This is a genomic window from Paenibacillus sp. AK002, from assembly GCF_053903045.1.
Map to the genome: position 1 here is coordinate 4,851,643 of NZ_CP096377.1, position 23,177 is coordinate 4,874,819.

Annotated in this window: 27 protein-coding genes and 1 pseudogene; 8 read left to right on the forward strand and 20 right to left on the reverse strand. The window is 48.0% G+C overall.

Annotated elements, in window-relative coordinates; all coding sequences use genetic code 11:
- Positions 1 to 178 precede the first annotated feature (178 nt).
- Positions 179 to 1,750 (forward strand): acetamidase/formamidase family protein, encoded by a 1,572-nt coding sequence (locus tag M1D70_RS21585; protein WP_456287906.1) that lies wholly within the window; start codon positions 179 to 181, stop codon positions 1,748 to 1,750.
- 79 nt (positions 1,751 to 1,829) lie between these two features.
- Here M1D70_RS21585 and M1D70_RS21590 read toward each other — a convergent pair whose 3' ends face one another.
- Positions 1,830 to 2,306 (reverse strand): DinB family protein, encoded by a 477-nt coding sequence (locus M1D70_RS21590; RefSeq protein WP_456287907.1) that lies wholly within the window; start codon positions 2,304 to 2,306, stop codon positions 1,830 to 1,832.
- A gap of 40 nt (positions 2,307 to 2,346) precedes the next feature.
- Entirely contained in the window at positions 2,347 to 3,024 is a 678-nt protein-coding gene (locus M1D70_RS21595) for a class I SAM-dependent methyltransferase (RefSeq protein WP_456287908.1), read from the reverse strand.
- 528 nt (positions 3,025 to 3,552) lie between these two features.
- Between M1D70_RS21595 and M1D70_RS21600 the strand changes: the two genes are divergently transcribed.
- The gene (locus M1D70_RS21600; protein ID WP_456287909.1) at positions 3,553 to 4,605 is read left to right on the forward strand and encodes an S-layer homology domain-containing protein; all 1,053 of its coding nucleotides are present in this window, start codon (positions 3,553 to 3,555) and stop codon (positions 4,603 to 4,605) included.
- Positions 4,606 to 4,708: 103 nt separating this feature from the next.
- On the opposite strand, the gene M1D70_RS21605 is transcribed toward M1D70_RS21600, so the two are convergent.
- The 8 genes and pseudogenes from M1D70_RS21605 to M1D70_RS21640 form a co-directional block, all read right to left on the reverse strand.
- Positions 4,709 to 5,152, reverse strand: coding sequence for a GNAT family N-acetyltransferase (locus M1D70_RS21605; RefSeq protein ID WP_456287910.1), 444 nt, complete (start codon positions 5,150 to 5,152; stop codon positions 4,709 to 4,711).
- 39 nt (positions 5,153 to 5,191) lie between these two features.
- On the reverse strand, positions 5,192 to 5,617 hold the full coding sequence (locus M1D70_RS21610; RefSeq protein WP_085981255.1) for a GNAT family N-acetyltransferase: 426 nt from the start codon (positions 5,615 to 5,617) through the stop codon (positions 5,192 to 5,194).
- 45 nt (positions 5,618 to 5,662) lie between these two features.
- Positions 5,663 to 6,112: pseudogene (locus M1D70_RS21615) on the reverse strand (GNAT family N-acetyltransferase); the annotation flags it as partial.
- A gap of 768 nt (positions 6,113 to 6,880) precedes the next feature.
- Complete coding sequence (locus tag M1D70_RS21620; protein WP_456290478.1) at positions 6,881 to 7,312, reverse strand: STAS/SEC14 domain-containing protein; 432 nt, start codon at positions 7,310 to 7,312, stop codon at positions 6,881 to 6,883.
- 301 nt (positions 7,313 to 7,613) lie between these two features.
- A complete protein-coding gene (locus M1D70_RS21625; protein ID WP_456287911.1) occupies positions 7,614 to 8,294 on the reverse strand; it encodes a stalk domain-containing protein in 681 nt (226 codons plus the stop codon).
- 69 nt (positions 8,295 to 8,363) lie between these two features.
- Positions 8,364 to 9,572, reverse strand: a complete 1,209-nt coding sequence (locus tag M1D70_RS21630) for a WD40 repeat domain-containing protein (protein ID WP_456287912.1) — start codon at positions 9,570 to 9,572, stop codon at positions 8,364 to 8,366.
- 175 nt (positions 9,573 to 9,747) lie between these two features.
- Positions 9,748 to 11,280, reverse strand: coding sequence for a sensor histidine kinase (locus M1D70_RS21635; protein WP_456287913.1), 1,533 nt, complete (start codon positions 11,278 to 11,280; stop codon positions 9,748 to 9,750).
- The gene (locus M1D70_RS21640) at positions 11,277 to 11,972 is read right to left on the reverse strand and encodes a response regulator transcription factor (protein ID WP_456287914.1); all 696 of its coding nucleotides are present in this window, start codon (positions 11,970 to 11,972) and stop codon (positions 11,277 to 11,279) included. Before M1D70_RS21640 ends, M1D70_RS21635 begins: the two co-directional genes overlap by 4 nt.
- Positions 11,973 to 12,147: 175 nt before the next feature.
- On the opposite strand from M1D70_RS21640, the gene M1D70_RS21645 reads away from it, so the two are divergent.
- Genes M1D70_RS21645 through M1D70_RS21665 form a run of 5 tightly spaced genes read left to right on the forward strand, consistent with a single transcriptional unit; the run spans position 12,148 to position 16,277 of the window.
- Positions 12,148 to 13,092 carry an ABC transporter ATP-binding protein gene (locus M1D70_RS21645; RefSeq protein ID WP_009590030.1) on the forward strand — a complete coding sequence of 315 codons (945 nt, stop codon included), beginning with the start codon at positions 12,148 to 12,150 and terminating at the stop codon, positions 13,090 to 13,092.
- Position 13,093: 1 nt separating this feature from the next.
- Positions 13,094 to 13,828 carry an ABC transporter permease gene (locus M1D70_RS21650; protein WP_009589867.1) on the forward strand — a complete coding sequence of 245 codons (735 nt, stop codon included), beginning with the start codon at positions 13,094 to 13,096 and terminating at the stop codon, positions 13,826 to 13,828.
- Positions 13,825 to 14,511, forward strand: coding sequence for an ABC transporter permease (locus M1D70_RS21655; protein ID WP_456287915.1), 687 nt, complete (start codon positions 13,825 to 13,827; stop codon positions 14,509 to 14,511). Before M1D70_RS21650 ends, M1D70_RS21655 begins: the two co-directional genes overlap by 4 nt.
- Positions 14,512 to 14,562: 51 nt before the next feature.
- Positions 14,563 to 15,669 (forward strand): sensor histidine kinase, encoded by a 1,107-nt coding sequence (locus M1D70_RS21660; protein WP_009589837.1) that lies wholly within the window; start codon positions 14,563 to 14,565, stop codon positions 15,667 to 15,669.
- Entirely contained in the window at positions 15,666 to 16,277 is a 612-nt protein-coding gene (locus M1D70_RS21665; RefSeq protein WP_456287916.1) for a response regulator transcription factor, read from the forward strand. The genes M1D70_RS21660 and M1D70_RS21665 overlap by 4 nt, the downstream gene beginning before the upstream one ends.
- A 41-nt stretch (positions 16,278 to 16,318) precedes the next feature.
- Here M1D70_RS21665 and M1D70_RS21670 read toward each other — a convergent pair whose 3' ends face one another.
- From M1D70_RS21670 to M1D70_RS21685, 4 genes are all read right to left on the reverse strand, one after another.
- Complete coding sequence (locus M1D70_RS21670; RefSeq protein ID WP_456287917.1) at positions 16,319 to 17,203, reverse strand: class I SAM-dependent methyltransferase; 885 nt, start codon at positions 17,201 to 17,203, stop codon at positions 16,319 to 16,321.
- A 29-nt stretch (positions 17,204 to 17,232) separates the two neighbouring features.
- Positions 17,233 to 17,748 carry a GrpB family protein gene (locus M1D70_RS21675; protein ID WP_456287918.1) on the reverse strand — a complete coding sequence of 172 codons (516 nt, stop codon included), beginning with the start codon at positions 17,746 to 17,748 and terminating at the stop codon, positions 17,233 to 17,235.
- Between the two features lie 137 nt (positions 17,749 to 17,885).
- On the reverse strand, positions 17,886 to 18,398 hold the full coding sequence (locus tag M1D70_RS21680) for a DUF6886 family protein (protein WP_009589887.1): 513 nt from the start codon (positions 18,396 to 18,398) through the stop codon (positions 17,886 to 17,888).
- Between the two features lie 58 nt (positions 18,399 to 18,456).
- Positions 18,457 to 18,936 (reverse strand): NUDIX hydrolase, encoded by a 480-nt coding sequence (locus tag M1D70_RS21685; protein ID WP_456287919.1) that lies wholly within the window; start codon positions 18,934 to 18,936, stop codon positions 18,457 to 18,459.
- 303 nt (positions 18,937 to 19,239) lie between these two features.
- Between M1D70_RS21685 and M1D70_RS21690 the strand changes: the two genes are divergently transcribed.
- A complete protein-coding gene (locus M1D70_RS21690) occupies positions 19,240 to 19,743 on the forward strand; it encodes a VOC family protein (protein ID WP_009589777.1) in 504 nt (167 codons plus the stop codon).
- Between the two features lie 75 nt (positions 19,744 to 19,818).
- Here the strand turns inward: M1D70_RS21690 and M1D70_RS21695 are convergent, their stop codons facing one another.
- Genes M1D70_RS21695 through M1D70_RS21720 form a run of 6 tightly spaced genes read right to left on the reverse strand, consistent with a single transcriptional unit; the run spans position 19,819 to position 23,125 of the window.
- Positions 19,819 to 20,253: a GNAT family N-acetyltransferase gene (locus M1D70_RS21695; protein ID WP_456287920.1), complete on the reverse strand. Its 435-nt coding sequence runs from the start codon at positions 20,251 to 20,253 to the stop codon at positions 19,819 to 19,821.
- Between the two features lie 38 nt (positions 20,254 to 20,291).
- Positions 20,292 to 20,690: a DUF1801 domain-containing protein gene (locus tag M1D70_RS21700; protein WP_456287921.1), complete on the reverse strand. Its 399-nt coding sequence runs from the start codon at positions 20,688 to 20,690 to the stop codon at positions 20,292 to 20,294.
- 54 nt (positions 20,691 to 20,744) lie between these two features.
- Positions 20,745 to 21,524 (reverse strand): class I SAM-dependent methyltransferase, encoded by a 780-nt coding sequence (locus M1D70_RS21705; protein ID WP_456287922.1) that lies wholly within the window; start codon positions 21,522 to 21,524, stop codon positions 20,745 to 20,747.
- A 25-nt stretch (positions 21,525 to 21,549) separates the two neighbouring features.
- Positions 21,550 to 22,314, reverse strand: coding sequence for a Nif3-like dinuclear metal center hexameric protein (locus M1D70_RS21710; protein WP_456287923.1), 765 nt, complete (start codon positions 22,312 to 22,314; stop codon positions 21,550 to 21,552).
- 47 nt (positions 22,315 to 22,361) lie between these two features.
- On the reverse strand, positions 22,362 to 22,685 hold the full coding sequence (locus tag M1D70_RS21715; protein ID WP_456287924.1) for a hypothetical protein: 324 nt from the start codon (positions 22,683 to 22,685) through the stop codon (positions 22,362 to 22,364).
- Complete coding sequence (locus M1D70_RS21720; RefSeq protein ID WP_456287925.1) at positions 22,682 to 23,125, reverse strand: hypothetical protein; 444 nt, start codon at positions 23,123 to 23,125, stop codon at positions 22,682 to 22,684. The genes M1D70_RS21715 and M1D70_RS21720 overlap by 4 nt, the downstream gene beginning before the upstream one ends.
- Between the last annotated feature and the right edge of the window lie 52 nt (positions 23,126 to 23,177).

A 23,177-nucleotide genomic window follows, 5' to 3' on the forward strand; every position in this document is an offset into this window, starting at 1 on the left:
TCAGGTTCTTGGTGCGTGGAAGATTTTTTTTAGGTACTCACTCTCAGAAATCTAGTTCTATGTAATTAATTCCATCCTTATATGTAATATAACATTACATAAGTATTGATAAACCTAACCATTCCCATATATAATACGGCTAAATTGATCATACGCATAGAAAACGGGGGGAGATAATATGCCATCAATGAGAAAGAGACTTCGCTTTCATTCAATCACAGCAGCTTTATGTACGATTTCGTTGTTAACCGCTGTACCCGCGCAAGCCGCTGCCTTCGATTCGTTTCCCATCCTGCAATCCACCAGCAAAGACCATGTCAAAGCCGATTATTATGTCCCCAGCACGGTAGAGAACATCAGTTGGGGACATCTTCCGAATCGGGACAGCAAATCCATCATGACCGTCACCTCCGGCAGCACCATCATGTTTGATACGCTATCCCATGAAGGCATCCTAGAAGACCAGGGAAGGGATCCGGAGAAGTATTTCGCTTCCTTCGGTATCCGGCCGGATCAAGTGCTGGATGACGCTAAAGCGGTTGCTGCCTCTGAGCTGCAGCATGATTTTGACAACGATGGACCGCATGTCGTAACGGGACCGATCGAAATCCAGGGAGCAGAACCCGGAGATGTGTTGAAGGTCGAGGTTCTTTCTCTCACCCCCCGGGTGCCCTATGGCGTCATATCCAACCGGCATTACAAGGGTGCCCTTCCCGGCGAATATCCCGAGAATGACGGGCGCAAGGAAGGGGCAAGCGCAGCAAATCCCGAGTTATACCAAAATATATCCAAGTTCACGCCGGTAGAAGAAATCAACGGCAAACTCTATGGCGTGCTTCCCGTTGAGCAGGGTGGCCATGTCCGCTTCCCGCTCAAGCCTTTTATGGGGCTAATGGGCGTCGCACCGGATACCAGTGAAAAAGTTAGCAGCGTCCCTCCGATCGAAACCGGAGGCAACATCGATATCAACGAGCTTGGCGTCGGATCTACGCTGTATCTTCCGATTCAGGTGAAAGGCGGACTCTTCTATACCGGCGATCCTCACTTTGCACAGGGAGATGGCGAGGTTGCCCTGACCGCAATGGAGGCCTCCCTTCGCGGCACCTTCCGGTTGACGGTGCTGAAGGCTGGCGATCCTTCCTTGCCGCGTGCAGAGCTCAAGCAGCCTTTTGCCGAAACGGAGGATTACTGGATTCCCGTTGGTCTCGATCCCGATCTGGATGAGGCCATGAAGGAAGCGGTGCGCGAAGCCCTTGGCTTCTTGAATGAGAAGCTGGGCATGGATCGCGCAACGGCATACGCCTATATGAGTGCCGCTACGGACTACGAGGTCTCCCAAGTGGTGGACAAAACCAAAGGTATCCATGCGCTGATTCATAAGCGGCATTTTATCGACAATCTTAAGCTGTCGATCGCCATCAACGGCTCGGCACTAGGCTCCTCCATCATCGGGGATGAGTTCTATGTTCCCCTCCGTCCGCTCGCTGAAGGTTTGGGCTATGAAGTGGAGTGGGACCCTAAACGGCACGCGGCCTTAGCAACCGCCCCGGGCAAAAACTTAACCGTCCCGATCGGACAGTCAATCTATGAAATGGATGGCAAGGCGGTGTACAACAGCGACGCGGCCATTATGAAGAATGGCATAACCATGATTCCCGTCAAGACGATCCCTGCTCTGTTCGGAGCCCATGTGAACTGGACCACCAGCGGGAATGTGCTGAAAGCCAGCGTGACGCCTTCCCTGGATTGATTTGTACACAGTCTCTATATGATTCTACCGAAACAAAGTCCCCCTTAGCTGGTAACGCCATCTAAGGGGGACTCGTTTATTAGATCGATGTGGTTTTATATTGAACCGTCAAACACTGCTTAGCGATGTAAAAAATTTGACCCATATGCTCCGAATAATGCGTGGCGCACTGATGCAGGATGTCGAGATTGCTCCGTTCTTTTCCCCGGACCAGGTGAACCTGTTCAAAGTCCTGACTCGACATGGATTTTACCGTATCGATCAGGAACTGGAACCGATTCTTCACAATCTGGATCAGATCATCCCGGCTGACAAATACCTGGGTCAACTCCTGCTCCCGGTTTCGCGGGGCAACGTCTTGTTGCAATATCCCTTTCATGACCCGTTCTTGAATGTTGCCTTCGATGTGCCTGATCAACGTAGATATGCTCAGACTGGAATGATTGGGCCGCCAATTCACTTGCTCATCGTTTAACTGCACCAACGCTTTCAAGATACGGCTGCGGATGTTTTCAAATTTGTCCTCCAGCCACTTCCGGTTGAACTCATGATCCATATCGCACACTCCTTATTCGGTATGATAAAAGATCCTTGATTCATGCCTTCATCGCTTTCCAGATATATTTGTGCTCGCGGACTCCAAGCTGGCCGTCGATCTGGTTCTCCCGTATCTTGGCCTCCAGTTCACCATTCATTTCCGGTAAAGTATAATCGGGATTGCCTGGCGTATCCGACAGGTTTAATGCAAATTCGTGGGCATTCGGGAAGTAAATAATCGCTTCATTATACTCCTCAATCTCGACATTCATGTAGCCATTTTCCGACAATCGCCTTCGAACGTGAGTCACATCGGTATGTATCCCGAAGATGGTGCCGCCTGAAGCTAATATCCTGGGATGTTCCAAGATTGAGGTAGGTCCTCTGCGGTCATAGATAAGGTCGAATTGCCCGTCTAGAAAAGGCATCTGTGTCTTCGTTGTGGCAAATACGAATTCCACATTCCGGGTTCTGCTGCTCTCGAGCAAGGATTGGGAGATTCGAATCATCTCCGCGGAATTGTCAAAGCCAATGATTTTCTCAGCATGTCTGGACATCCGAAGCGTGAACTCGCCATGCCCGCAGCCTGCGTCCAGCACGGAATGATACTGCGGCAGCATCTCCACCAGCCGCTCCTCAAACACTTCTTCCGCCGACCTTCCGACTACGGTACACACCGCTCTTCCTCTATAGCCGCCATTCCTGCGCGCGATCATGTCATACCAGTCGATTCCCATGCGTTCCCCCCCTCCGTGATAGGCTGTACTGCATTCACAATCCAAGATGGCACAACCCTGTCGTTACATGATCTTGTGAATGCCAATAGGTACCGAATCAACGAACCAACCGCTATTGCTAATGTCTTAAAATATTACCATTTTGTTCCGTAATGTCAACGGTTACATTTAAATTTCCCGTCGAAAATCATCCACTTTCATTCGATTTCCCCGGCAATCGTTCGCTTCCAATACGCTTCGGATCAAGAACAATGCAAACCGACTCTTTTTTTAATAGGTAAGGAGGACTAAAAAAACATTGCTCTTGTCATAATTTGTCGTCTACAATGGAGGAATATTAATCCAATCTATCGATACATACAGGAGGATTTCATGTTTTTAAAAAGGTGGCGTCAATTATTATCTTTAACCCTTATATTATCGTTTTGCATGACATCCGTGGCAAGTGCGGCGGAATCTGGTCAAGCCAAGTATGCATGGGCCAATGAGTCCATTGACTTTCTTCGATCCCATGGGGTTTTTGAGAACATGGAATATCGGACAAAAACGCTAGGCAGGATGGTGACCAAAGCCGATCTGACCCTTATGGTTCACCGGCTGTTTACCGATTTCCGGGTCGATGCTGATAAGAAGTTCAACATTCCCGGCGTCCCTAACGGGCACCCATCCTACCAGATTTTTAAGGATGTTTACGGCAGCATACCTTCAGCGCCGAACGGATTAATCGGAGCCGCAGACAGAATCAATTACAACGATGAAACCTTCAAGTATATACCGGAGAAAGTGTTAACACGCTGGGACTTGTTGATTACGCTGAATACGCTGTTCGATGATATTGGTTATTCCTTGGAGTTATACGACGGTGAGGATATCGCGAGATTGCGGGCGATTAAAGACCTACCCAAAAGAAATTTCAATTCCTACAAGCAATATGATAAGTGGAAGTATGCCTATCAGCCATTAGCGCCCGAAATCGGGTTGATGCAAGACAAAAGATGGGGGCTTTCCTTAGCCTCCGATCTCGATCACGTCAAAGCCTATGCACTGCTCGGCTTTGCCGAGGCCGGCATCATGAAACCCGATACGAAAGGGTATTTTCGCCCGAATCAAAAGGTAACGTTAGCAGAAACCGCAGTTGTCCTGCATCGAATTTACGACTATTTTGATGGCGGCAGCTATGTTCGAGAACCATCGCCGGATGATCTCATTCCGAATGGCACAAGAAACTTTATCTATGCGGGTTCCCCGTCAGGACACGGACAAAGTCCGGTTTATGACTTCGCTTTGGTGAATTCCGATGCCCTGCCGGAGTTCTATCTGGCCTTGAAGGCTACGGAGAAAATCGACTTGCAGATCAACGTGAACGGGGAGCCATCCTATTATACTTACGAGCAGTTGAGCAACCCTAAGCAGCCTGTACGAATCCCTTTGAATGGCGCATACTACGCGGAATTCATCCCCATTATCCGAAGCAAGGGTCAAAAAGCAACCGGCGACAATAACAACATTGAAGTTATGTATTATTACGCTGATACGTTCCAGGACTTTACCCAAGCCACATGGTATGAACCCAAGTTCTAGTTAAGTTAACAAAGGGAGTGCACAACTGTTGCAAACAGTAGGCACTCCCTTTTTTGTCATACAGTGCTTTTCACGCCTTTTTGAACACCACTAAGTTGATATCTCATAGCCCCAGCTTCGCTACGGATTCTCCCCCCGACCAGGGCATAACGCCGATTTCCTCAAAACCCGCTTTGATGTACAGTTGTCTGGCCCGTTCGTTCTTCGGATCAAAACTTAGCATAAGGACTTCTGTCCGGTCATGCTTGTTACGGATTTGTTCAACGATGTATCGCAAAGCCTCTTTCCCGTAGCCCTCCCCTTGGAAATTCCCGTCGATCATGAAACGGTAAATCCAATAGTTGCCGTCATCGGCGTCCAAGCCATATAACGCGAACCCGACCATCGTCTGATCATCATAAATGGCCATCGCTTCAAAATGTTCAAGAAATTGATACTGGGCAATCGAATACAGATTGGAGGCAATGAAGCCTTCTTGCTCCGGTTTCGCTTTCAGTTTAATGCATTCGGTCCAATTATCCTTATCTATGGGCTGCAGTCTAATCATGTCAAGCTCCTTCGAATCGTTGTTAATGTTCACACGGGTTTACGCCAAATATTTAACAAAATAATAGTGCTGATGTCCCCTTGGGGCATCTTCAATGCGAGTTATCTCTTGAAATCCATGTTTACGGTAGAATGCCGGCGCTTGAAAGCTGAAGGTATTGAGCTTGATGAAGGTGCACTGCTTTTCTCTTGCGATCGTCTCAATCTCTTGTAGTAATCTTGAGCCATATCCCCGCCCTCGATATCGATCATCGATCCACAGAATATCGACCTCAATCCAATTCCAGCAAAAAACACTGTTGATGCCGCCTGCGATCTCTCCAAACTCATCTTTTATATGTAAGTTGATCTCCTCGTAATTCTGCTGCAAATCTTCTGCGATAAACCGAGCATTGAATTGTATCAGGTTCGTCCGTACCGCAAGCGCTTCTTCCGGGCTGCTTCGATTGATGTTGATCTGCGACAATGGGTCGCTCCCCCTTCTCTTAACCTCTTGATTGGATTGAACATTCAGCTTCATAACTTCCTCATCGCCGAACCAGTTCCCCGTTTCCACAAAACCTAGATTGCTGTACAAATTTTTCGCTATCAGGTTATCCTTATGCACGGTCAGGCGTATTTCCTCGCATGGCGGAAATTGGCTTTGGATCCATGTAATCATCTGGAGTAAAGCTGCTTTGCCATATCCCTTACCTTGTTCTCCCGCATCTATTAAAAAGCCGTTAATCCAATACATATCGGATGAATTCATCTCATAGGCATGCATGATAAATCCAACCATTCGGTTCCCGACGTATATCGCAAAGGGAAGGTATTCGACTTCATCACCGTCCGGTTTGATGTAGATCTTGGCGAGAGATACGGCTACCGCCGGTACAAACCCCTGCTGTTGGACCGAAACCTGCATTGCCAATGCTTCTTCCCAGTTCTTTCGGTTAACCGGCTTCAACTCCATGTCCATATCATGGCCCCCCTAGCGAGAATACACTAAACCAAATAATACCATATGGAGTTGGGATATGCCCGGATATAAACGACTTTAGATAAACTCTTCCAAAATACATCCAGCCCTATCAACTGTAATCCTCTACCACAGCCACCATCTTCAAACGAATAACCAACGATAGTCTGACAACGATAGGAAAAGTCCTTCATTTTCATAGGATTCACATTACATATCTCCTTTCATCAGTTTGGGTAGCAACCATGATTTTGTAAAACTCCGCCCTTTGCTTTGCACACTTCTCATCAGCTTATCATTTAATATACTGGCTCTACTATAATAAAAGAGGTGAATCGAATGGGTCGTGTCACTGCTGTTCCTCAACCGGATTTAGTATTGATCAGCTGGTCAAGAAACCCTCTTGTTACGGGCTCCGCGCGTAGAATCGTTGCTGCCCGTGTCATTGGCAATGCTTCTCCCTGCCGAGCTGATTTGACGCCGAATGCACTGTTAAGAACCGCCTTAGCCTGCTTACTGGATCATGATGTAGGTTTCAAAATCGTATTCCGCCAAAGAACATCCAACATTAGCGGATACCTATTATTGCAGCGTAATTAATAGATTTGGGAAGGAGCAGCGATCATGCTGCTTCTTTTTTTAGCTCTTTTCATTAATATTGTTGCAAACAAGATAATAGAAGCTTGCAAGTATGTCAATTTCACAACAACAGTAAAGCTGCGGTCATAAGAAAACCAGTTGTTGAGAGCAACTGGTTCAGTAAAGTTCTTATCTTGGATAGTTCTTTAACCACTTGAATGCTTGTTCATAATTATCAAAAAATTTAACGGATTCTTTTGTGTTGGATTGCTGTAAGTAATTCATGATCTCCCCTTCTTCAAGAAGAAACGCAATTGCTTTGCTATGATTCAGAATGGCTTCATTGAAGAACTTATCTTTCCATGCTTTTTGAACGGAGAAGTGGTTTGGGGTATATCCTTTTCTATCTACCAATAATTTGTATTTCAGACCCTCACCAATAAACTGCTGACATGACTTTTCAAAACCATTAAACCATTCAATAACGTCATCAGTGTTTATCTTCCCTATCAGACGAGTAACAATCAAATCTCCTGCAACTGTAGTGCTAATATTCTTATCGATCAAAGTGGAATCATCTCCCTTAGTATCTATTATGCGTAAACTTGCTATAAAATCAATGTAAACAAAAACTACTCTGCCACTGAAGCAACACTATTTACGAAATGAGTCTATTTTATTTACGAGTTTCGATACACATTACCAGCCTCTATACCCATACATTTACAGCTCAGGAACTCTCCATTCATTTCACAAAATCCCATTGATTTCCAGATCGATTGCCCAGGAAATACTCCCTCGTTAGTCTCTCATAACGAAAGCCCGCAGGGCATTCCTATCCTCCTGCAAGCTTCCTCGTAAGAACCGCTATTTCCTTTTTCATATCTGAAATATATCTCTATCACCTTAGAATTCTCTCTATTTATTTCAATTGGGCAACGCTGACTGCGACCTTCTCCAGCTGCGTTTTGCTTAAGGAATGATCCGGGGAGCTGATCGTCACGAAACGGTCATTGATCTGAAATCCCAGCATGTCCATGTCATCCGGTGTATACCATTTTGCTTTGGTTCCGTTGGACAAAGTTACCGGTTTGCTGTCATATCCATGAGAGTAGTCTCTTGGGGAGATATATACCGTCATGTGTTTGAATAACATGTTAACGCCATCTTCCGATGCACCCGTTTTTTGATAGACATCGCCTTTTACCATCTGACTTGGAGCATACGGCGTTTGGAAACCATCAAATTTGGCGAATGCGCTCTTGATCTCTTTCCGCTCGGCATCGCTATATTTAACGTTGGTCAGCTCGATCGTCTGACCGTTTCCTCCAATCAGCACCTGGTTATTCTTCGCATCGTATCGCACAGGAACTTCAAGCACATCCGCAATCGCGCGAACCGGCAGGTACGTTGTGTTCTTGTACGTAATCGGAGTCAATGTTTTGCCGGTGTTATAAACGGTACCATCCACTTGGATACCGATGCTGTGGTTCAGGTAAGCCGAGATTTTCTCCAGGTTGGCGCCAGCATAGACGCCAGCCGCTCCCGTTAACGTCATTCCCAGCACGGCAACCGTCGCGATAGATTTTTTCAACTGTTTCATTTCATCCATTCCCTTCGTAGTCTCATCAACCTTCCAAGTCGATGAGTCATAGTATGAATCGCGATAACTTTATTGAAAATCAATGACATGCGTCGCTATTAAAGCATCTTTATCGTCAATTGTAATTCCCAGTCTTTTTCCAGATGGACTCCAGGTCAGCGGGTAGACCGGATGGGCCGCAGGATGCACCGCTGAATAATAGGGCGCCATCCAGCTTACTTTCCCGGAAGCCGTATCAAACACATACACGCCGTTCATCCCGCTTTCGTTCTCCGAGTACACATCAAAGGCTAATCTGGCAGAATCCGGCGACCAGGACGGGTAAGAAATCAGATTACCTTTACCGATAAGCGATCCTTGCAAGCTGCCTGCGGCGTCATAGATCAGTAAATTGCTGCCCGAGTTCCCTTCCGTGTTGGTTGCTGTGGAGACGGCAATGTACTCTCCATCCGGCGAGATGGTGAAGCTCCAAACATTTTCAATGAGATGTACCGGCTTCGACTGCCCTGGTTCAACCACCTTAAGCACCTGATTCACGTCGATATAATAGATCCGGCCTTTACTCGCTCCGAATTGGTTGTAAACTTCAACGTCCTCATCCTCAATGGCGGTGGTGGTGTAAGTACCGTCCGTAGATATGAGACGAATCTCCCCCTTGCCGCTCATGGAGCCTGCCGCAAGTACATAGGTGTCCGCATCGAGCCAACCGCCAATCTCCATGTAGTTGTCCCCTTTTACCGGTATGCTCTTGCCGGTACTAAGATCCTTCATGAAATTGTCTGCCGTGTACTTATCCCTCCATTTCTGTATAAAGCTATATTTACCGTCCGGCGAGACCTCTTCCTTGACCAGATGTTGGTCTGGATGCGACGCTTCATGATTCGTGAGCTCACGACGCTCGCCTGTGCTTACGTTCACCTCTTCGGTGGCGTACGCATATTTCGGTTCTTCCGTAGCGGTTGCTTCCTTTACCATTTTGGTTGTAGTGACCCTGACCTTATCCTCCGAAATCCACGTCTCGATGTTGGACGAGGCAATCCGGTGCGTCTGATTCACGACCACTTCCCGTCCGGCCTGCCCGCTCGCCCCGTCAACGACCGTGAGCTTGCGTTCTCCCGGTGTCTTGCCTCCGGCATTCGATACAGGCGGCTGGCTGGTTTGACTGTTCCCCGGTTCCACGATCGTCAACCGATCCTGGGACTGGCAGGCCGCAAGGACTGCAACCACAGCAGCGAAAGACAGCAACTTGATCCCATGCTTCCCAAATCTATGTTTCATAACAGGTTTCCTCCTATGCTTCTCCCCCAAGGAGCTTCGGCAGCTGCAACTCATGTGACTTGTCATGCCGCCTCTTTCCCTGTTGAACTCAGTATAGAATGCGAATATCTCGATACGATATCGAGCTTGTAACGAACTTGTAAACAAAGATGTACATTTTAAAAAGAGCCCAGACCTATTCCAAGTCTGAGCTTTCCACGGAATGAACCTCCTGGGATTGCGGCCGTTCCATCGGCAAGGTGACCACAAACGTAGAACCGTTGGGGCTGGATTCCGCAACTTCGACGGAACCGTGCTGCTTCTCCGCCAAATTGCGGACCAGGGATAACCCTAAGCCGGTACCGCCATGTACCCGGGAGCGGTCGCTGCTCACCGTATAAAACGGATCAAAGATGCGTTTCCGGGCATCATCCGGAATTCCGATTCCGGTATCGCTTACCTTAATGACCATACGATCATTGCCTTGTTGGTCTCGGTCCGCTTCATTCGATAGCGTAACGGTCCCACCGGGCCTGTTATATTTAATGGCGTTATCCAGCAGATTCAAAATCATATGCATCAGATTTTCCGGATCGGCCCATACCTTGCCTTCGGATAAAGAGGATTGCAGCGTTATGCCCGATTGCTCTGCTTTGGCCTCCAGCCGGGCTGCCGCTTCTTGCAGAATCGGCATGAGGTCTATGTGTTCTGCATGGGTTTCGAATTCATAAATATCCATGGACGATAACTGAAGCGCCTTCTCTACCAGGCGGTATAGACGTTGTGCTTCCTTGCTGATCTGTCCTCTGGCTTCCTCGAGCAGCGCGGGATCGTCGCGATACATCTCAAGCAGGTCTGCGTAGGCCAGTATGGAGGTCAGCGGCGTCTTTAACTCATGGCTGATATTTCCGATAAACTGCTTCTGCTGCTGCTCCAGCTCCCGCAGCCGATCAATGGCATCCAGCAGCTTCTGTTTCTCTTCCGTTAGCTGGTTCACCGACAAGGAAATTCGCCCGCTCATTTCATATATCCCTTGCGCCAGCTCGCCGAGCTCATCGTTTCGCTTCACCGTTGGCTCTCGAAGATAGACGCCTTCGCCGATCCTCTGCGCAGCCTGGTTCAGTCTGCTGATGACATGCACCTGCCGCCACACGTACAGAAAACCGATCAGGAAGCCGGCGGCCAGCACCGCAAGACCCGTCACGATAAACAGGTTCTGGATCCGGTCATAGAACGCGTGCTGCTCGGCCAGGGAAGCGTGGAATTGAATCGTTCCGATCGGCTGCTCCATATTCCGAAGCGGGGCAAGATATAACAGCTGGTCGCCCTCGGTAATATAGGCAGAACGCCCTTGCGCCGTGTGAGCAAGCGCATCCTGTACATCCATCTTTGGCTGGAACGGAAGGGAAGTCCCCGTGAATGTACCATCTATCTTATACAGGGTCACTGGCATGCCGCTCTGGGTTCCGAGATCGACGGCCAGCCGTTGGCCGACATTTTCCATGAAATCATCCGGCTGCGTTTGAGGATTCGTCAGTAATTCCTGATGAATCCTGAGATTGGCTGCTTCTGCTTCCTGGGCGAAGGATTGCTCCAGGCGCACCCGCTGATCCTCCCGTATTCCGGCAAGAACCAACGAGCTTAGAACAACCACAACGGCGATCAGCAGCAAAGCGAGAAGCAGTGCGACCTTCCACTTTAAGCCGAAACGCACTTTTCCTTTGTTCATGATGGAATCTCCGTGCTTTTGTATCCGATGCCATACACGGTCTGGATCACTTCATGCTGGTTTCCCAGCTTCTTGCGCAATCGCTGGACGTGAATATCTACCGTACGCGTGCCGCCGGCAAAATCCATGTCCCATACCTGTTCTAGCAAGGCCTCTCGCGAATATACCCGCTCCGGATTCCGGGCCAGGAGAGCCATAAGGTCAAACTCCTTCGGCGTCAGTTCAAGGGGCTTGCCTTCGGCATGAATGGTGCGATTTAACAGGTTAATGGTAAGTCCCGCTATCCGGATCACATGCTGTTCGGGGGCTTGCTTCCCGGCTGCCTCGGGAGTACGGCTTCTTCGGGACAATGCCTTTACCCTGGCGATGATCTCCCGCATGTCAAAGGGCTTTGTCATATAATCATCGGCACCAAGCTCCAGCCCGAGCACCTTGTCCACAATATCGTCCTTCACCGTCAACAGCAGAATGGCAGGGCGCTGCCGATCCTCGAGCTTGCGACAAACATCGTACCCGCTAAGCTTCGGCATCATGACATCAAGCAGCATCACGTCGGGATCAAACGATTCCACGCGTTCCAGCGCTTCCTGCCCGTCTCCGGCGGTCTCCACCGTATATCCTTCCCTTCGCAGCGCGTAAGCGACTGCGCTTGAGATACTGATCTCATCATCTACAACAAGTACCTTGGTCATCGCAGTTACGACTCCTTTACTGGCCGATTACACATTTGCTAATTCCATGATGGTAACGTATCCGGCATCATATTTCAACATACCGCCCCCTGCCGATTTCATTACAATTGTAACTATGAACGCTTTCGTCCGGTTGCCATAATAAAGCTAAGCACTCAAGCAGAGGAGGATTCGGATGACAATCGCTACCATGAACCATATCATTAAGCGCTATGGACATCAGCTTGTCCTGGACCATGTCCATTTAGAAATCAGGCAAGGCGAAATACTCGGTCTTCTCGGGCCGAATGGTGCAGGCAAAACCACATTGATCCATGCGTTATCCGGCTTAATTGGCATCGATTCCGGAAGCATCGAGCTGTTTGGTGAACGGCCAAGCGGCCCTATGCTGGAAGTCAAACGAAAAATTGGACTGGTTACGCAGGATATCACCGTTTTTGAGGATTTAACCGCTCACGAGAATCTCGCCTTTTTTGGCGGAATCTATGGGTTAAGAGGCACGGAATTGAAAAGACAAATCACGGAAACGCTTCAGTTCGTCGGACTAACGGATCAAGCCCATAAACGTCCTTCCAAATTTTCCGGAGGAATGAAGCGGAGACTGAATATCGCCTGCTCTATTATTCACAGACCCAGGCTCCTGATCATGGACGAACCTACGGTTGGAATCGACCCCCAATCCAGAAATCACATCCTGGAATCGGTCCGCGAGCTGCAAAAAAGGGGGACGACCATTCTCTATACTACCCATTACATGGAAGAAGTGCAGTCCCTCGCATCCCGCGTCGTGATTATGGATCAAGGCCACGTCATCGCGCAGGGGACGATCGATGAGTTGGTAAAGAACATCCACCATGAAGAGAAGATCAAGCTGGAAGTCGTGGAGCTGACGAAGGATCTGATCGATAACATCAAACAGCTGGATGGAGTCAAGCACGTGGTTTTGAATGGAACGCAAATTCAGATCATATCACGGGCAGGAGCAGGAAATCTGGATCGCATCCTGTCGTTGGCCAAAAGCGCGGGCGGCGTCCTATCCATCCATGCGGAGAAACCTACGCTTGAAGACGTATTCCTTACGCTTACCGGCAAGCAACTACGTGACACGGAGGGAACTTAACATGCTTGTGTTCAGAATGACGTACTTCTCCTTGCTGCGCCTGATACGCGAACCCATCGGGCAGCTGCTTCTGCTGGGTCTGCCACTGGTCGTCATTACCGTGCTGGGTGTCGTTATTGGACCCTATGAAGGCATGAAGGGGGTTCCTCCGCTGGACTTGATGGCCGTTACGACCATTATGGGCGTTCAGTTTTTTGGCGGCACGTATTTGATGAGTTATTTGGATATCGATTTACTTAAAACCCGGAAATGGAGAATCTATTCGCTCCCTATTAACGTAGCGGTTTATTCAAGCTCTCTCATTCTTGCCTGCACGCTCTTCAGCACTTTGCAAGGGTTGGTCTTGGTGCTATTCACAACCTGGGTGTTCGGGATCGCGTGGGGATCGCTCGGCTGGGTCTTGCTGGTATTTATTATTTATTCCTTCTTTGCGCAGTCCGTACATCTGCTGCTGACATTATCCATCCATAACATAAAATTGGCCGAAAGGGTATCTGAAGTCCTCGGAATCGGCTTCATCATCTTAACCGGATTAATGTTTCCTCTCCCGGATCATCGTTTCTTTGAGTTCATGTCGTCTTATGGGAATCCGGTATCCCTCGGAAAGATGGCCGTCCTGGAGATGCTTGTCGATGGCGGGCAAGGTAAAGCGTACCTAAGCATACTATTGCTGTTAGCCTTAACCATGATATGCATGATGATCAGCGCATGGCTTGGGAGGAGGAAGCTCGCTTGACGATATTTAACTTCGCGCTCATCCGGAGCGTACGCAGCTTGCCCAATCTTATCTTGCTGTTAGGCCTTCCCGCAGCCGTCGTTGTCCTCCCTGTGGGCGGTTGGCACGGCTTACCGCTGGGGTATCACTTCTATGGAATCCTGCTGTTATTCACAGCCTCCAAACTCGTTCATATGATCATGGAGGATCGGAAGAATAAAATTATGACCCGAATCGGCGTTGCACCTGTGACCCACTTCAAGTATTTATCGCAGAATCTGTTTGCTTTTGCTCTGCTGCTCGTAGGACAAAGCGCCGTTGTCACGTGCAGCGCCTGGTTGCTGCATACCGATGTTTTTGGCAGTCTGATTCAACTCTTCAGCATGTTCAGCGTGTTCTCGGTCACCGCGATTAGCTTCTCTCTCGCTTGGTGCTCCATGTTCCGCCAGCCTGAATCTTCTACAGCCGTTATGCTGGGAATCATCTTGATCATGGCGGTGCTCGGAGGAACCTTATTTCCCATTCAGGCTATGCCTGCATCCCTGCAGAAAATCGCTATGTTATCCCCTACCTATTGGTTTCATGAGGGAATCATGCTTGCTAAGAACGGAGGCTTGTTTGCGGAGCAACTCACACCGCTCGGGATCCTGCTGTTGTTTGCGATCGCTTTTATGCTGATTGGCAGCCGAAGGAAACTGGCTTGAAAAATATGTTACGATATGGGGAAAAGAGAACGTATGCCATGGGAGGTTTTCATGAAAAGCTATACCGATTCGTGGTCCCCAAGCATAGCGGTCGTGATTTGGAGAATGTCTGCCCTGCTGCTTCTGGCCGCTCTTTGGTTTATGGGAGATGCCGGGACCGAAGGGTTCATCCTAATCTTCGCTTTAGCGATCCTGGCATTAGCCCGGTGGCGGTTTTCCCTTCCTTCATGGACAACACTGGTCGACCAGATTCTATGCATGTCCATCATACCATTCTGGCCGGAGGCCGGCTTCGGACTGGCTCTGCCGCTATTTGAAACCATGCTTGCCGGTAAACCGCTGTTTTCCCTGCCCATTCTGGCAGCACTTGTCATCGGGTATGTCGATCCGGACCTCCGGCTTCTTTTCATGCTCGCTCAAGCTGCATTTGCGGGATGGATCGTTTTATGTTGGTCCAAGCAAATCCATCAGTATCGATTGGAGGCTGATCAGGAGCGTCGCGATCGCTACGAACTGGAATTATTGAAGGGTGAGCTGCTCATGGCCAATGTGCAAACGGCTCAGCTTGCAGAGCTGAGAGAGCGTCATCGAATCTCCCAGAAGCTGCACGATGAGGTCGGCCATGAATTAACAGCCGCGATGTTAGCCTTTCAAGCTTTTGAAACATTATGGAGGGAGAATGACCCGCAAGCGGAAGACATGTTTGCTCAAGCCCAGATGCGTTTGTCGAGCAGCGCCCTGGAGCTGCGGGAAACGGTCCATAATATGCAGCCTGTCCAAGCGACCGGCATTCGGAGCCTGGAGGAGATCTGCCGCAATTTCAAAGCGATGCCTGTACAGCTGCAAATTTATGGAGATACATCCCGTATAGCTGCCCATCTGTGGGTCATCCTGAATGCTTGTCTCAAGGAAGCCTTAACCAATGCGGTACGTCATTCCAAAGCCAAACACGTTGAAGTATCGTTGGACGTCAGTGAACATATCGTGCGGTTAAGCGTTCAAAATGACGGCGTTTTGGATTCCTCCTCGCTGCCTGGAACCGGACTCCGCAACCTAAGGCAAAGAGCCCAGGCGGCAGGCGGGAGCATCTCCACCAATACATCCAGCGGATTTCAATTGGTCTGCGTATTACCTATGGGAAAGGAGGGCATTCGATGAACATTCTCATTGTGGACGATGATCCATTGGTATGTCAGAGTCTCCGGCTGCTTCTATCCAGAGAAGCGGATATGGAAGTAACGGCCACTGCGAATGACGGCGCTGCAGCCATTCAATGCTGCGAAGAGGTCCTGCCGGACATCGTCCTCATGGATATTCGGATGCCTGGCATGGACGGAATCCAAGCAGCAAGGCACATCAAGCAAAAATGGCCCCAAGTGCAGATTATGATGCTTACCACGTTCCAAGATGAGCATAGTATCCGCCTGGCGCTGCTAGCCGGAGCCGAAGGGTATATGCTGAAATCGACGCAGGTCTCCAGTATGGCACAACAGCTGCGTGCATTGGCTTCCGGCAGTTCCGTTGTGGATGCCAATGTGCTGAAAACCTTGATGCTGCCCGAAAAAGAGAACCGTGCCGACCTTACCCCGCGGGAAAACGATATTCTCGAGCTTATTGCCTTAGGCTGCTCGAATCGGGAAATTGCCGAGCAATTGTTTATCAGCGAAGGCACCGTGCGCAATACCCTCTCGATCATTCTGGATAAGCTGGAGCTCCGGGACAGAACCCAATTGGCGATCTATTATTGGAGGCAGTCGTTGTTGTGATGCCTTACCCAGTCCATTTTCATAGGGCTCCTTACGTACGTTTATTCTCGGCTAACCGTGCCAAAAGAAATCTTCATATTCGGCGCGTAAGTCAACCACGAATCGCTATCAAACTTCTGGAACAGCTTGAGTTCAGCGGCATATTGGGCTTGTGCTTCCTCCACTGTTAGACCTCTCTGTACCAGCTGCTCCATTGTCATTGAAGGTTCATCGGGCTCTTGGCCGATCCCCTCTTCTCTTAGGGATTGATATAGCCGTTCTTTGCTGGCTGCATCCATACTCTGATTCAAAAAATTCACTTTATCGCTTACTCGGCATTCTACATTCCGTAATCCCAGCTGACTTAGAAGAATAGGGAGCTTCATGCCGATGTTCCCGTCTTTGCCGCTGCGGCTGGCGTCCACCTCGTACAGCTTCTGCAATATGCCTAGACGGACCACTTCGGAATGCAACAATCCATCATCGAAGCCAAAATTCGCCGCATTGGCGATCCAATGGGGCTCAAAACAAATGACCCGGCCGCCGTTCCGCACACTGTCGATCATTTTCTGAAGGATATCTCGGGGATGCTTCATATGTAATAGAAACGCGTGACAGAGCGCAATGTCATACTGACGATGCACCTGGATTTCTTCGATATCTCCTTGAATCAATTCAACGGAATATGGCAGCTTGTCAAAGATTTCCCTTGCTTCCTTGATCAAATCTTCACCTTTGTCTATACCTGTGTAGGTAGACCCATCGGGTAAAAGCGGGAGAAGCTTTAATGCTAGATACCCATAACCACAACCGTAATCCACCATGTTAATGGGCGTATTCATTTTCCAGACGTTCTTAACCAAAAACTCCAGGTAGTCGTCATTGTAATATAACCATCTGGTATTCCTCAGGTATTCGATTTTGGAATCCCAGTAATATTCGGACATCCTCTTTACGTCCTCTCTGCGTCAGGATTCTAACTCTGTTCCAGCCTTGCCTTACGGATCACTTCACGAATGAAATCAGCCTTGCCGTTCGTATAGGCTACGCGGTCGTGCTTATATTGATTTTCGAGTGCTTTTTTCAAAGCATAATATCGATCCTTTATTTCCGGATGTTTCTTTAAATACTCTCTAAATAAAATCTGGTCATTCCACTGTTGGCCCTGGTACCTGTAAATATGCAGATGATGCGTCCCTGCCCGCCATTGCCCTCTTCGAAAGAACAGCCGCTCCGGAAACTCCGGTTTAACAACATATTCGTAGCCGATCCCAGCCAGATTCTCAATGTAATACTCATCGACTTCCTCTAGACTAAGAACGCCAGCCATCATATCGATGGTCGGTTTGGACCCTAAACCCAAAACGGACGTGCTCCCGATATGTTCCATGTGAACGTCGAGGCCTTTCAGTGCCGACTCAATTTTCGCTTTTTCCCGGTTATACTCCTCTTTCCAGTCCGGGTTGTATGGTGTGACAATCACTTCTTCCATGGGACATTTCCTTTCGCTAGCAGAATTATAACAAAAATACTTGTTATATTATTTGACCTCAATCTGACATTGTTAAATGCTCTGTACCTGCTTTTATCACAGTAAAATCATTCATTTTAACGCCGCCTTTTCTTCGACTATGCCTCTGATCTAGCATTCCTCATCCGAATCATGGAAAAATTCACCGATGAAGCTGGAATTCGTTCTTTTAACGGCATCAGAGAGGGGGTGATTCTTAATTCAATGCCTTCCTGCAGGATCGACGCGACCAGATCATCCATTCGTTCTATACGGACCGGGACAACGGTTTTCGTAGCAATGTAATATCCCGCATTCGCATCAAAAAGCTCAAAATCAGTCGGATCAAAACTATACCGGTAGACGCATCCTGTTCTCACCCGCTCATACCACGCCGCTTCGATCGCAATCATCCTACGCGCGTACGACATGCCAAAGAAAGTTTCCATATCCGCTTTAGTTGTACTCTCCGCAGCTTCCACGCAAACTCTCGGACACTCTCTTGGAAAATAATAATGCGGTGCATGATGCGCATCGATGGCCCATACCTTAGCCGGTTCATTATTCTGATTGTATAGGATCCTCGGTTCAAATATTGGAATGTCCGGTTCCTCGCTAAAATGATACAACACGCTCAGATTGCCTCCCGTATATGGACTGAGCTATACTCCCAATGGCCAGCTCGAATGCCTATATATTCCGTCTCAGCTTAATTTCAAACTCCGGTTTCGTGATATATTCCATATAGACGATGGCTCGGTTAAAATCCAAATAAGCCTGGAAACGCGTACGAATGGCCGGGGCCGTAATGTATTGAAGCACTTCATCCTTATGGATCCAACGGCAGTCCGTCGTTTCTTCCGAAGTCCTCAGCTCGCCGCCCGTAGGCTTACACACATAATCCATCATCACTTTCGTTGGAACCACAGCAACTCCGCTGTGACCCGGATAGGTTGAAGTATTGGAATAGACACCGATCAGATGAGAAACGATGGTCTCGATCCCGCTCTCTTCTTTGATCTCCCTAATCAGCGCATCCATGAGATTCTCTCCGGCCTCCACCTGTCCTCCCGGAAACACCCATCCGTTACGATCCTTCACCAATAAAATTTCTCCATGTTCATTCTCAACCACGCCGCCTACGGCAACAATATGCGTTGGCATCATCATGACAACAGCCTCCGATAGATAAGATATACCACAAACTATGACAAGTCCCGTTAGAATTCGTTAGCGTATCCTAGAAAGATCGCTTCATTAATATATTCTTCTACTTCTTCACCACAGGCATGAGCTTTACCTTTATCTTCCTCCAAATGGAAAAGGCCTATTTTCCCCTGAACGGAAATCAGACCGTTGTTATCCGAAATTCATGAACAGCAGGAATAGATCGCAATCGGTAAGAAATCATGATCCGAGTGATTTGATACAATGACATTACATTCTATTATCTGTGATGAAGGAGTTGGGACGATGAAGAATAGAGTCCAAAAGATATCCCCTAACTTGTGGTTTGATCACCAAGCCGAAGAAGCAGCGCAGCATTACGTTTCGATTTTCAAAAACTCGCGGATCGAACGATTTACGCGATACGGCGCAGAACGAAACGACAGCTCTCCATTCGCCGAGGGTGCAATCATGACGGTGGAATTGCAATTAGAGGGGCAACATTTTGTTGCACTCAACGGCGGTCCGCATTTCAAATTCAACGAAGCTATTTCGTTTATTGTGCATTGCGAGTCGCAAGAAGAAATGGACTACTATTGGGAGAAACTAGCCGAAGGCGGTGACGAAAAAGCGCAAGTATGTGGTTGGCTGAAGGACAAGTTCGGCGTATCTTGGCAGATCGTCCCGGCTAACTTAAACGAAATGATAACCGATCCCGATCCGGCAAAATCGGAACGCGTCATGAAGGCTTTACTCCAGACGAAATCTAAAATCGATATGCAAACGCTACAGCGAGCCTATGAGGGATAGGGAAGGCTGCCTTCATGGCAGCCTTTTTTATGCTCGAATGTTCTATCCATTTGAGGCGGGGCATCCATGATTACATCATAGCACAAGTTCATGCGTGACCAATCCACCATCTGCAATTTGCCGAAAACCTAGTTTCTTATAAAATGCAGACGCCTTGGGATTGTCTGTTTTTAATACGAGTTTAGTATAATGGCTGCTCGCCTTACGAATTACAGCTTCAACCAGCCTTCTCCCGACTCCTTGATTCCGGAATTCCTTTAGTACATATAATCTGCGGATCCTGCCTATGCTTCCGTTCGCATACGGATCCCGATTTAACCCGCAGATGCCGATGACTCTATGGCCAACTCGACATTCAAACAAGGCTTCATTCTCATGATGAAAGGTATTGATACCGTTATGATACTCATGCACTAATCGATGGATATTCCGGAATCCTTCTTCCTGGCTTTCAGTCAAGAGCTCGGTAAGATCTACGGCACCGAGATCGGTAACTTCATGAATGATCATGTTGTTCAATCCCCCTCATCTCTGAAACTCTCTAGTCATCAACTCGTCACTTCAATCCATCTAGCAATAACGGCTTTTAACTGTTCCTTTTTTTGCTCCAAATCGTGTATATCAACGATTTTCACGATGGCCCGATCATGCGACGCCCACTCCAATAACCCCGCCGCATCCTCAGTCAGCGTTCCCTTTATATCATGGTCCTTTACCTTGGCTCCACAATGAAAAATCAAGCGAATGAAACCCTTCCCCTGCAAATTCAAGGTGATCCGGTCTTCACCCTGAACGCAAAAGCTGGGTGCATTCCATTTGATATGCTCCGTGATTCGATCATCAACACTCAGGATGAAACTTCGGACCTCCTCGATTTCTTTTTTCAAGGGATGCTCAAGTTGATTAAGATACTCCTCGACTTGTTCTTGACCCCGTAATAGTGCCATCCTTAACTCCTCCTTTTATACTGGATTAACTCATCCTGCCTTATTGGTCTATGTCTAAACTCCTGGCTTCCTTGCTGTAACGATCGGCTGATAAAAGCCCGAATCTGAAGGCATGTGCCACTGGATATCGATGAATCCCGCTTCCGCCAGCAAACTGCTTAATTCTGATCGCATCAATGCTCTATAGGATGTGCTGTTGACTTGGGTATGCCATCCTCCGTCGATCTCTCTCATTATAAATTGGTTCGTCACATAGTGATATCCACCTGCTGCCCAGTCCCAAACTTGAAAAACCATACGTTTTCCTTCATCCAAGATTCGTGGAGCCGTTGCACGCTGGCGGTTCTGAATAATAGCGTCATAGTCCCGAATGGACACGACAAGCAGACCCTCGTTACGGAGTTTGGCATACAGATTTCGGCATGCCTGTCTCAGCTCCTCATCAGACAATAAATGAGGGATCGCATTGTCAGCAGACAATACGACATCGAATTGCCCAGCGATATCTTGCTCTAGAGACCGAAAATCGGCGATTCCAAAATCAATGGGAATCCCCAGCTTCTCGGCTTCCTTTTTGGCCCGCTCCACCGACTTGGGACTCAAATCCGTAGCCGTTACGACAAAATCATGCCGTGCCAATCCCAAAGCCTGCGTCCCTATTCCGCATGATGCGTCCAGGAGATGGAACCGAGCCTCAGGGTTCTCGTCATATAACGAACGAATAAACCGATTGAAGAATTCCCCCTGCCATCTTACCGCTTCATGCCAATCCTCAAAAATCAAATGATACGTATCCGCAAGATTTTCGTAAAAATCAAAGCTGGAATCCTTCAACCGTTATCCCTCCAATGACGTGTTTTTAGTTCACTACTTCCATATGCTCCTCGTACAATTGGATAGCTTCCACATCTGGAAACCTCTCCTGCAGCTTCTGGGCGAGCGATCGAACGCCGAAAATTTCGGTAAACGTATGACTGCCAACGATGAGATTCAATCCGACAAACCTGGCATATTGAACCGTATAGAGCGTTTTTTCCCCGGTAATGTAAACATCGCAGCCATGGTCCAAGGCCTCTTTCAATTGATTCGTGCCGTTACCTGCTCCGGTTATCATGCCGATCCTTTGAATGGGTTTATTGCTATTCTGCTGATAAAATACGTGTTCGCCCAAAGCAGAGGACATGGTTTCTACAAGCTCTTCCATCGAGACAGGAGACTCCAGTTCTCCGATACCTATCGAACTATTCCCATCCATATGCCGGGATGATTGGACAATATGTTCCACCCCCACCTCACGCAGCAACGAATTGCAGGTTCCGAACTCGGCATAATCCAAGGGAAGATGGATATAGAAATGAGCGATGTCATGCTCCTGCAGCAACTCTAAACACCGCTCCTTCATCCCGTACACGAAGCTCCATGCATCATGGTGCGTGATAATCAGATCGACCTTTTTGACAGCCGCTTGTTGGACAACCTCCGGCATCAAATTGGTGGCGTAGCCTATTCGTTGATAGCGATTCGATGAAAAAAGATGATAGCCATACTCGTCGTCTTCCTCAAAATCATTCAATAACGAGCCGAAAAGCTCATGGATATAGGATTTGAATTGTATCGCATCCATCTTTTATTCCTCCCTCGGTAAGCTGGATTCACCTGGTAAACCTCAATCTAATGTGATAGATTAAATACGATTTGGGTATAACTTTTCTCGTCTGTAAGTCGTTTGTCATCGCTAAATAATTGGATTGAGCCTTCAAAATGCTTCTCTCCAGTGATGGACCGTGTCAGATGACCGTCGATTTCGATACGAACCGGCATGATCGCCTGATCCGCGTTCTTTCCTAAATGAAACTCTACAGCTTCTATGTTCTGAACAATTTCTCTGGGATGTGTATACCACTTATAAGACAAAATCAAAAAAATAGAGAAAACAACAATGGTTGGAACGATCCCTTTTTTCAAATCATACAGCACCTTCAACATTTTTTTCATTCTTCGAGTGTATGTACATTGATGCTCTCGTTAGCCAACGTACGCCCGTCCATACCTAAAGCTTGAACAGCGATATGATCGTGGAATTTCCGATTGCCAAACTCCCAGGATAACGACCACCCATCCGATCCGTCGATGTCATATCCGATAAGCTCCCTTTCCTCCCAAGTTTCGGTCCCCGTAGGCGCTACCCAGAACAGGACCGACTCTATATTTTCTGCCTCAACATGGATGGTCATCGTATTGGTATCCCTTGATACAACCCACCAATTCGAATCATATGGCAAATCTGTTGATACTTTTAATATCTTAGCCTGAAGGTCTTCAGCGTCCGCTTGTTCGTTTGTGGGTGTTGGAGCTTTAGCCGAGACGGATTCTTCGACCGGAGAGCATGCAGCCAGAAGCAGTAAAACGAGTAAAAACATATGTTTAATTCGCATGATTCCTCCCGCATATAACAACAAAACCCGCCTAAGATCATTCCAATCTGAG

What these genes read in the sequence shown, in the direction of transcription:
- M1D70_RS21625 (WP_456287911.1), bottom strand. Translation starts at nt 8,294, where the DNA reads ATGAAACAGTTGAAAAAATCTATCGCGACGGTTGCCGTGCTGGGAATG.
- M1D70_RS21685 (WP_456287919.1), bottom strand. Translation starts at nt 18,936, where the DNA reads ATGATGATGCCAACGCATATTGTTGCCGTAGGCGGCGTGGTTGAGAAT.
- M1D70_RS21590 (WP_456287907.1), bottom strand. Translation starts at nt 2,306, where the DNA reads ATGGATCATGAGTTCAACCGGAAGTGGCTGGAGGACAAATTTGAAAAC.
- M1D70_RS21600 (WP_456287909.1), top strand. Translation starts at nt 3,553, where the DNA reads ATGGAATATCGGACAAAAACGCTAGGCAGGATGGTGACCAAAGCCGAT.
- M1D70_RS21635 (WP_456287913.1), bottom strand. Translation starts at nt 11,280, where the DNA reads ATGAACAAAGGAAAAGTGCGTTTCGGCTTAAAGTGGAAGGTCGCACTG.
- M1D70_RS21660 (WP_009589837.1), top strand. Translation starts at nt 14,563, where the DNA reads ATGAAAAGCTATACCGATTCGTGGTCCCCAAGCATAGCGGTCGTGATT.
- M1D70_RS21585 (WP_456287906.1), top strand. Translation starts at nt 179, where the DNA reads ATGCCATCAATGAGAAAGAGACTTCGCTTTCATTCAATCACAGCAGCT.
- M1D70_RS21695 (WP_456287920.1), bottom strand. Translation starts at nt 20,253, where the DNA reads ATGATCATTCATGAAGTTACCGATCTCGGTGCCGTAGATCTTACCGAG.
- M1D70_RS21640 (WP_456287914.1), bottom strand. Translation starts at nt 11,972, where the DNA reads ATGACCAAGGTACTTGTTGTAGATGATGAGATCAGTATCTCAAGCGCA.
- M1D70_RS21630 (WP_456287912.1), bottom strand. Translation starts at nt 9,572, where the DNA reads ATGAAACATAGATTTGGGAAGCATGGGATCAAGTTGCTGTCTTTCGCT.
- M1D70_RS21710 (WP_456287923.1), bottom strand. Translation starts at nt 22,314, where the DNA reads ATGGATGCGATACAATTCAAATCCTATATCCATGAGCTTTTCGGCTCG.
- M1D70_RS21665 (WP_456287916.1), top strand. Translation starts at nt 15,666, where the DNA reads ATGAACATTCTCATTGTGGACGATGATCCATTGGTATGTCAGAGTCTC.
- M1D70_RS21675 (WP_456287918.1), bottom strand. Translation starts at nt 17,748, where the DNA reads ATGGAAGAAGTGATTGTCACACCATACAACCCGGACTGGAAAGAGGAG.
- M1D70_RS21690 (WP_009589777.1), top strand. Translation starts at nt 19,240, where the DNA reads ATGAAGAATAGAGTCCAAAAGATATCCCCTAACTTGTGGTTTGATCAC.
- M1D70_RS21715 (WP_456287924.1), bottom strand. Translation starts at nt 22,685, where the DNA reads ATGAAAAAAATGTTGAAGGTGCTGTATGATTTGAAAAAAGGGATCGTT.
- M1D70_RS21595 (WP_456287908.1), bottom strand. Translation starts at nt 3,024, where the DNA reads ATGGGAATCGACTGGTATGACATGATCGCGCGCAGGAATGGCGGCTAT.
- M1D70_RS21605 (WP_456287910.1), bottom strand. Translation starts at nt 5,152, where the DNA reads ATGATTAGACTGCAGCCCATAGATAAGGATAATTGGACCGAATGCATT.
- M1D70_RS21645 (WP_009590030.1), top strand. Translation starts at nt 12,148, where the DNA reads ATGACAATCGCTACCATGAACCATATCATTAAGCGCTATGGACATCAG.
- M1D70_RS21670 (WP_456287917.1), bottom strand. Translation starts at nt 17,203, where the DNA reads ATGTCCGAATATTACTGGGATTCCAAAATCGAATACCTGAGGAATACC.
- M1D70_RS21650 (WP_009589867.1), top strand. Translation starts at nt 13,094, where the DNA reads ATGCTTGTGTTCAGAATGACGTACTTCTCCTTGCTGCGCCTGATACGC.
- M1D70_RS21720 (WP_456287925.1), bottom strand. Translation starts at nt 23,125, where the DNA reads ATGCGAATTAAACATATGTTTTTACTCGTTTTACTGCTTCTGGCTGCA.
- M1D70_RS21700 (WP_456287921.1), bottom strand. Translation starts at nt 20,690, where the DNA reads ATGGCACTATTACGGGGTCAAGAACAAGTCGAGGAGTATCTTAATCAA.